Raw genomic sequence first — 6,772 nt, forward strand, 5'->3', positions numbered from 1 at the left:
AGCCGCCCCTCGAGGGCCTCGGGCGAGGCGAGCGCGGCGGCGAAGAACTCGGCGGCCGCCGCGTTGGCCTCGAGGATGCGCATCCGCAGACCCGGCTCGTGGCGCGGCCCGCCGTCGCCCTCGGTGTAGCGCAGTTGGACGCCGCAGCGGTCGGCCAGGAACTCGACGGCCTCGGCGAAGCCCATGTTGTTGATCTTCTGGACGAAGCTGATGACGTCGCCGCCCTCGCCGCAGCCGAAGCAGTAGTAGAAGCCCTTGCTGGGCGTCACCCGGAAGCTCGGCGTCTTCTCGTCGTGAAAGGGGCACAGGCCGGTCAGGGCACCGCCGCCGGCCGGCCGCAACTGGACGGAGGCCGACACGATCTCGTCGATCCGGGAGCGCTCGCGGACCGTCTCGAGATCCTCGGGATGGATCCGCCCAGCCATGCGCGGCAGTCTAGCCGCGCGGCGGCGTCCGGACGCCGCAGGATCTTCTAGGGTGCTGGGGTGACCGTCAATCTCGGGGTGGGGCTCGTCGTCGCGCTCGTGCTGCTGATCGCGTTGGCGGTCGTCGCTTCGATCGTGGGTCGCCTCGGCATCGCCCGCGAACAGGTCGTGGCAGCCCTGCGGGCGATCGCCCAGCTGGCGGTGGTCTCGCTCGTCGTCGCGGCAGCCGTGCAGACGGTGTGGGGCGGGCTGGCCTTCTGGCTGCTCATGTTCGCGATCGCCGTGTGGACCACGACCGGCCGGGTCAAGGTCCGCTCCTGCTGGCCGTGGACGGCCGCGGCCCTGCTCGTGGGGATCGTCCCCGTGATGCTGACCGTGTTCCTCACCGGCGCGGCCCCGCTTAACGGCACCACGATCGTCGCCCTCGGCGGCATCGTCACCGGCAACATGATGACCGCTCACACCCTCACCGGACGCCGTCTGTTCGCCGAACTGCGCGACAAGCGGGGGCTCTACGAGGCGGGTCTCGCGCTGGGCATGGAGCGGCCGATGGCCATCGGCGAGGTGACCGACCCCGTGATCGCGGAAGGGCTGGTCCCGAACCTGGACCAGACGAAGACCGTCGGGCTGGTCACCCTGCCGGGAGCGTTCATCGGCGTCCTGCTCGGCGGCGGGTCGCCGCTGCAGGCCGGCGCAGCGCAGGTGCTGGTCCTCATCGGCATCATGGCCGGGCAGGCGTGCACCGTGGCCCTGATGGGGTGGTTCGTGGCGCGCACGCGGATCGTCCCCGACGACCTGCGCGGCGTCCTGCACCTGTGAGGGGCACAAGGCCCGGCCGTTAGGCTGGCTGCATGAGATCGCGCGCCCTCGAGGCGGCCGGCGTCGTGGCCGCGACGGTGGCCCTGTGCGGCTGCGAGGCCACGGGGACGCTCGACTTCGGGGCCTCCACTGTGGATGTCGACCTCACTCTCACCCGTCCGGGGTTCGCCTGCACCGCGCAGGCGCTCCGGTCCACGCTGGCTGCGGAAGCGCGGCCCGACGGTTCCTGCCACATCAGCGGATCGCTCCCCTGCCGGTCGAGCAGCTACGTCGCTTTGGTGAGCCCTTTCGCGACCCAGGACGCGCGCCAGACGATCGTCGCGATCCCCGCCTCCGCCTTCCGGTCGCGCGCCCCGCAGTCGCTCGACGTCACGCTCACGTTCGACGGCCCGGTCCGGACGGCCGGTGCTGCGGGGACGGTCTCCGGCGACGCGGTGCGCTACACCGATCCGGCCGCTCTCGCCGAGCACGGGATCGTCGTGGTCGCCGACCACCGCCCGCCGGTCCCGGTCGCCCCGCTCGCCGGCCTCGGCGGCCTCATTGCCGGCGCCGCGCTCGGCTGCATCTGGACGCGTCGCAGGTCGCGCGCCGGCGCCGAGGGGCGGCGATGAGAGGGCGCGCGCTCAGGATCGCGGGGGCGATCGTCGCGGCGCTCGCGCTCGCCGGCTGCGACGTCTCGGGCGCGGTCGACATCGGAGCGGATCGGGTCGCCGTCGACCTCGTCCTCGTCCTCGTCCAAGGCATCGACGAGGACGACTTCTGCGGCATGGCCAGCTTGGACACCCTCACCTTCGACCTGGCCCCGGCCGACGCCGACGGGCGGCGCGCGTGCCGCATCACCGGAACGCTCCCCGTCGCGGAGGGCGAGTTCAACGGTCCCCTGGGCCAGGGCGGGGTCGGCAGCGACCTCGTCTGGGCCGCCTTCGAGCCGCAGAACACGTGGTGGGAGGTGGAGGCAGAGGGCACCCTCGACGTCACGCTCACCCTCCCGGGACCGGTCGAGGCCGCCAGCGCGAACGGCCGCGTGAGCGGCAACACGGTCCGTTTCACCGACTACGCCGCCGCCCAGTCCGACGGTCTCTTCATCGTCGCCCGTCCCTCCGGCTGGGCGGTGCCCGCGTGGGCCTGGGCCGGCGGCGGCGCCGCCGCAGGCTTCGGCGTCGTCGCGGGGCTCGGCCTGCTCCGTCGCCGTTCCGCGCGGCCGGACGCCGTCCCCGCCGCCCCTGCCCACCCGGATCCCGGCCCCAGCACTGAAGCGCCCCCGGCCGACGACCCCACCGTCTGGGCGGAGGACCGTTCGTGAGACGCCTCGTCGCCACCCTCGGCGTGGGCGCCGCGGCGCTCGCGCTCGCCGGCTGCGAGGTGTCCGGCACGGTCGACGTTGGTACCGACGCCACCGTCGTCGACCTCACCTTCGTCACCCGCAGCGGCCCCAACTGCGTCGCCGCACCCACGGATCTGGTGTTGGAACGGGTGGGCACCACGGCGGACGGGGCGCCCATCTGCCGCCTCACCGGAACCCTGCGCGACGACTCGGTTGACGCGCGCGCCCGCCATTTCCTCGACCGATACACGGTCACCGAGCGAGGCACCCTCTTCGTCACCGTGCCGGCAAGCGTCTTCTCCGCGGGCGGCGTCGAGAGTCTCACCGCCATCGACCTCACCGTGCGCACCCCCGGCGCCGTCCGCATCGCCGGCGAGGGCGCGCGGGTGACGGGCACGGGGGTGGTCGTGTTCGACGCGCGCGCCGTGCGGGCCCAAGGGCTGACCCTGGTGGCCGGCCGGCGCCCCGGCGTGCCTCCCGCCCTCGCGTGGGCCGCGGGAGGCCTCGTCGTCGGCCTCACGCTCGCCCTCGCGGGGCTGGCCCTGCGGAGCCGGGCTCACGGCCGGCCGAGGGGCACGCCGTGAGGCGCGCCGCGGCCGCGCTCGGCGCCGCCGCCCTCGCCGTGGCGCTGGCGGGCTGCGATGTGTCGGGCACGCTCACCGTCTCTGAGGAGGAGGTCGGCTTCGACGTGACCGCCGTCATCCGGGCCGGCGCGGTCCCCCGGTGCCCGTCTCTCGCCGTCCGGTCGGTGGCCACCGTCGAGAACCGCGGCGACGGCCGCGTGGCCTGCCACTACACCGGGGCCGCGTCGCTGGCGAACGGCGTCCTCGAGAACGACTTCGGTTCGGTCACGGTCGCGGGCGACCTCGCCACCGTCCGCGGCTGGCCGCTCCGCGAGCAGATCCCCTGGCCGGAGGACCTCGAGTCGCTCGACCTCACCGTCGTGTTCCCCGCCGAGGTGTCGGCCGCCAACGGTGACATCCACGCCGCCGCCGTCCGCTGGACCGATGCGGACTCCATGGCCCAGCGCGGCCTCGTCGCGGTCGCACGGAGGACGCCGGCCGACCTCGGGCCGGTGCTGTGGGGCCTCGGCGCCGCCGCGGCCGGCCTGGTCGGCACCCTCTCCGTCGCAGCGTGGCGTCGCGCGCGTGGCGACAGTCGTCGGGTCGTCGACGAGCCCGGTGGCCGGGGCTCCCCGCTGGTCGAGCCGGTCGGATGCGACGACCCGCCGGAGGACCCCGCCGCGTGGGCCCCCGACCCCGATCGGCCCTAGGGTGGGCCTCATGAAGCACCCGCGCGGGCTGGCAGCCGGGGTCATGGCCGCAGCCCTCTGCCTCGCCGGGTGCGACGTGTCCGGGACGATCGACTTCGCGCCCGACAGCGTCACCTACGACCTCACGATCGACTCGACCGATACCGGGTTCTGCCAGGGGTCCACACACGTCACCCAATCGACGCTGCCCGACGGCCGCACACGCTGCCGGTTGGCGATGACCGAACCGTACCAACCCGATAACTGGGACTCCGTCTACCTCCTGGGGGCCAGCGCCGTCGGCGACCAACGCGTGGCGATCCTCCTGCAGCGGTCCTATTTCAGCGAGACCCCAGATCCGCTCACGACGGTCGACCTGACGATCACCTTCCCCGGACCTGTCCTGCTCTCGCCACCAGGGAGCCAAGCCGGCAGCAACACCGTCCGCCTGACCGATCCCGAAGTCCTCAAGTCAGAGGGCCTCCTCGTCGTGGGTGCCCGGCACCCCGGGCCGCCTCCCTGGGTGCTTACGGTGGTGGGAGCGGCCGGGGTGCTCTTGGCCGGGATCGGTGCCGGCTGGTGGCTCCGCGGACGCGGGCGACCGGCTCCCCCACCCGGGCCCGTCTTCGACGAGGCCGAGCCCACCGCTCCCGGAGACGACGAGGCTGCACCGGCGGCGTCCGCCCCCATCGAGACCTACCGCGAGCCGGAGGACCCGGCGGTCTGGGCGCGCGAGGACTGATCAGCCCACGCGACCGATGCCCTGCGGGAGCCGGTCGGGATCCCAGCCGAGGAGGGCGACGGCCTGGTCGAAGGCGTAGCGATCGGTCATGCCGGCCCCGTAGGTGACCGCGAAACGGACAGGATCGTCGCCGCCCGGCTGGAAGTCCGCGGGCATCGCGCCCGGCTGCTCGCAGTAGAACTCGACGAGAGCGTGCAGGACGGCGATGACGGCGTTGGACTGGGCCAGCGACTCAGGGCGGGTGTAGATGCGCTCGTAGTTGAAGGCGCGCAACGCAGCGAGGGCGGCGGCGGCATCGGCGTCCATGCCGACCACGCCCGTGCGCGCCACCGTCCCGATGACGGCCCGGATGAACGTGGCCAGTTGCTCGCGGCGCGTCCGGCCGGCCACCTCGACGATCTCGGCGGGCACATCGGCGAGGGTCACGATGCCGGCGGCGACGGCGTCCTCGAGGTCGTGGGCGCAGTAGGCGATCCGGTCGGCCCAACTGACGACTTCGCCTTCGACGGTGATTGGTGCCGGCCGCGACCACGAGTGGTTCCGGATGCCGTCGAGCGTCTCGCTGCACAGGTTGAGCCCCGTCAGAACCACGTCAGCGCCCCATGGGCCGTGGTCGTATCCCTCCGGTAGGAAGGCGTCGAAGGCATCTTCGGAGGCGTGCCCACCGGGCCCGTGACCGCAATCGTGGCCGAGCGCGATGGCGTCGGCGAGCGTCACGTTGACGCCGATACCGCGCGCGATCGAGGTGGCCACCTGGGCGACCTCGAGGGCGTGCGTGAGCCGGGTGCGTTCGTGATCGGACGGGTGGACGACCACTTGCGTCTTGCCGGCCAGCCTCCGGAAGGCGGTGGAGTGGACGATCCGGTCGCGGTCGCGCTCGAAGCACGTGCGCTCGATGTCGGGCTCCTCAGGGACGGCGCGGTTCCCGGCCTCGTGGCTGAACGCCGCCTCGGGGCGCAGCAGGAGGCGTTCCCGCTCCTCGCGGGCGAGGCGCCCCAATGGCCGGCCGGGTTCGAGCGACGCCGCCGAGTCGGCGTGGGCACGCACCACGCCCTCGCCGGCGTGGCCATGCATGGTGGCCGCCCAGGCGATGGCTCGAGGGTTCAGCGCGTCGCTCATGGGACCATCTTCTCGGACGCCGCCGCGACCACCAACCGCGGCGCACCTATCATGAGTGAGGCCCCGACCAGCGTGATGAGGATGATCATGACCAATCAGACGCCCAGCCCCGCCGACGACAACACCAATCCGCAGCGGCAGCCCTCGCCCTACGAACAGAACCCCTACTACGGTCAGCAGACGCCGCAACAGGGCTACGGCGACCAGGGTGCCCAGCAGGGGTACGGTCAGCAGTACCCGCAGCCCGGCGCGCAGCAGGCCTACCCGCAGCAGGGCGCCGACTACGGCCAGCAGCCGGCGTCGGGGCAGCCGGGCTACGGACAGCAGAGCTACGGGCAGCCAAGCTACGGGCAGCAGTCCTACGACTACAGCCAGGGCTACGGCCAGCAGCAGTATCCGGGCTACCCGCAGCAGAGCTACCCCCAGCAGAACTATCCACAGTCGGCCCAGTCGGCCCAGGATCCGGCCTACCCGCAGACGTGGCCGGCCAGCCAGTCGCCGTACGCCGCCTACAACCAGTCGTGGAACGCGGAGCCCGAGAAGCGCGGCCCTCTGCTGGGCATCCTCGGGCTGGCCCTCGTGGCGCTCATGACGATCCTCATCTGCGTCTCCGGCTTCCAGCTCGGCGACGGCGTCGGCCAGCTCTCGCAGGTCATCGGCACGGAGGCGGCCAGTGAGATGGACCCCTCCAATCCCTACGTGCAGCAGTTCCAGGCGCAGATGACGCCGACGGTGATGCTGGGCCTGCTGGCCACGCTGGGTGGCATAGCCGGCTGGGTGCTCAGCATCGTGGCGTTCGTCCGCCGCGCCGGCCGCGGCTACGGGCTCGGCGGCATCATCCTCGGCGTCCTCGCCCCCATGATCGCCTTCGTCGCCATGATCATGGCGATGATGCCGTACCTGTCCTGATCAGCCGCCCGAGGCGTCCGACTCGGCGGCGGAGAGATCCGCATCGCCGAGGGTCCTGCTGTCGAGCCAGCCGTACGGCAGCGTGACCTTGTCGCGCGGCGTCCCTTGGCGTCCGCGCGGCGTGCCGAGCTCAGCCACCGGGAAACCGGCTGTCGCATCCACCTGAGCGATGAGGGCGTCGA

Annotated in this window: 9 protein-coding genes and 1 pseudogene; 7 read left to right on the top strand and 3 right to left on the bottom strand. The window is 72.9% G+C overall.

Going from position 1 to position 6,772, the window contains the following annotated elements; all coding sequences use genetic code 11:
- The coding region (locus Q1K57_RS12780) for a CHC2 zinc finger domain-containing protein (protein WP_300083273.1) at positions 1–425 on the bottom strand (425 nt) is incomplete at its 3' end.
- Between the two features lie 60 nt (positions 426–485).
- Between Q1K57_RS12780 and Q1K57_RS12785 the strand changes: the two genes are divergently transcribed.
- From Q1K57_RS12785 to Q1K57_RS12810, 6 genes are read left to right on the top strand one after another with little or no spacing between them, the layout of a single operon-like run.
- Positions 486–1,244, top strand: coding sequence for an ABC transporter permease (locus Q1K57_RS12785; protein ID WP_300083275.1), 759 nt, complete (start codon positions 486–488; stop codon positions 1,242–1,244).
- Between the two features lie 32 nt (positions 1,245–1,276).
- Positions 1,277–1,855, top strand: coding sequence for a hypothetical protein (locus tag Q1K57_RS12790; protein WP_300083277.1), 579 nt, complete (start codon positions 1,277–1,279; stop codon positions 1,853–1,855).
- Positions 1,852–2,547 (top strand): hypothetical protein, encoded by a 696-nt coding sequence (locus tag Q1K57_RS12795; RefSeq protein WP_300083279.1) that lies wholly within the window; start codon positions 1,852–1,854, stop codon positions 2,545–2,547. Before Q1K57_RS12790 ends, Q1K57_RS12795 begins: the two co-directional genes overlap by 4 nt.
- Positions 2,544–3,152: a hypothetical protein gene (locus Q1K57_RS12800; protein WP_300083281.1), complete on the top strand. Its 609-nt coding sequence runs from the start codon at positions 2,544–2,546 to the stop codon at positions 3,150–3,152. Before Q1K57_RS12795 ends, Q1K57_RS12800 begins: the two co-directional genes overlap by 4 nt.
- A complete protein-coding gene (locus tag Q1K57_RS12805) occupies positions 3,149–3,841 on the top strand; it encodes a hypothetical protein (RefSeq protein ID WP_300083283.1) in 693 nt (230 codons plus the stop codon). The genes Q1K57_RS12800 and Q1K57_RS12805 overlap by 4 nt, the downstream gene beginning before the upstream one ends.
- 10 nt (positions 3,842–3,851) lie before the next feature.
- A complete protein-coding gene (locus Q1K57_RS12810) occupies positions 3,852–4,562 on the top strand; it encodes a hypothetical protein (protein ID WP_300083285.1) in 711 nt (236 codons plus the stop codon).
- Here Q1K57_RS12810 and Q1K57_RS12815 read toward each other — a convergent pair whose 3' ends face one another.
- Positions 4,563–5,681, bottom strand: a complete 1,119-nt coding sequence (locus tag Q1K57_RS12815) for an HD domain-containing protein (protein ID WP_300083287.1) — start codon at positions 5,679–5,681, stop codon at positions 4,563–4,565.
- An 87-nt stretch (positions 5,682–5,768) separates the two neighbouring features.
- On the opposite strand from Q1K57_RS12815, the gene Q1K57_RS12820 reads away from it, so the two are divergent.
- Positions 5,769–6,590, top strand: coding sequence for a hypothetical protein (locus Q1K57_RS12820; RefSeq protein ID WP_300083289.1), 822 nt, complete (start codon positions 5,769–5,771; stop codon positions 6,588–6,590).
- Here the strand turns inward: Q1K57_RS12820 and Q1K57_RS12825 are convergent.
- Positions 6,591–6,772 (bottom strand): annotated as a pseudogene (locus Q1K57_RS12825) (tRNA dihydrouridine synthase DusB); the annotation flags it as partial.

This window comes from Propioniciclava sp., from assembly GCF_029977985.1.
GTDB lineage: Bacteria > Actinomycetota > Actinomycetes > Propionibacteriales > Propionibacteriaceae > Propioniciclava.

Bases quoted from the DNA above. Each gene is read 5' to 3' on its own strand.
- Q1K57_RS12790 (WP_300083277.1), top strand. From the start codon at position 1,277: ATGAGATCGCGCGCCCTCGAGGCGGCCGGCGTCGTGGCCGCGACGGTG.
- Q1K57_RS12795 (WP_300083279.1), top strand. From the start codon at position 1,852: ATGAGAGGGCGCGCGCTCAGGATCGCGGGGGCGATCGTCGCGGCGCTC.
- Q1K57_RS12810 (WP_300083285.1), top strand. From the start codon at position 3,852: ATGAAGCACCCGCGCGGGCTGGCAGCCGGGGTCATGGCCGCAGCCCTC.
- Q1K57_RS12815 (WP_300083287.1), bottom strand. From the start codon at position 5,681: ATGAGCGACGCGCTGAACCCTCGAGCCATCGCCTGGGCGGCCACCATG.
- Q1K57_RS12820 (WP_300083289.1), top strand. From the start codon at position 5,769: ATGACCAATCAGACGCCCAGCCCCGCCGACGACAACACCAATCCGCAG.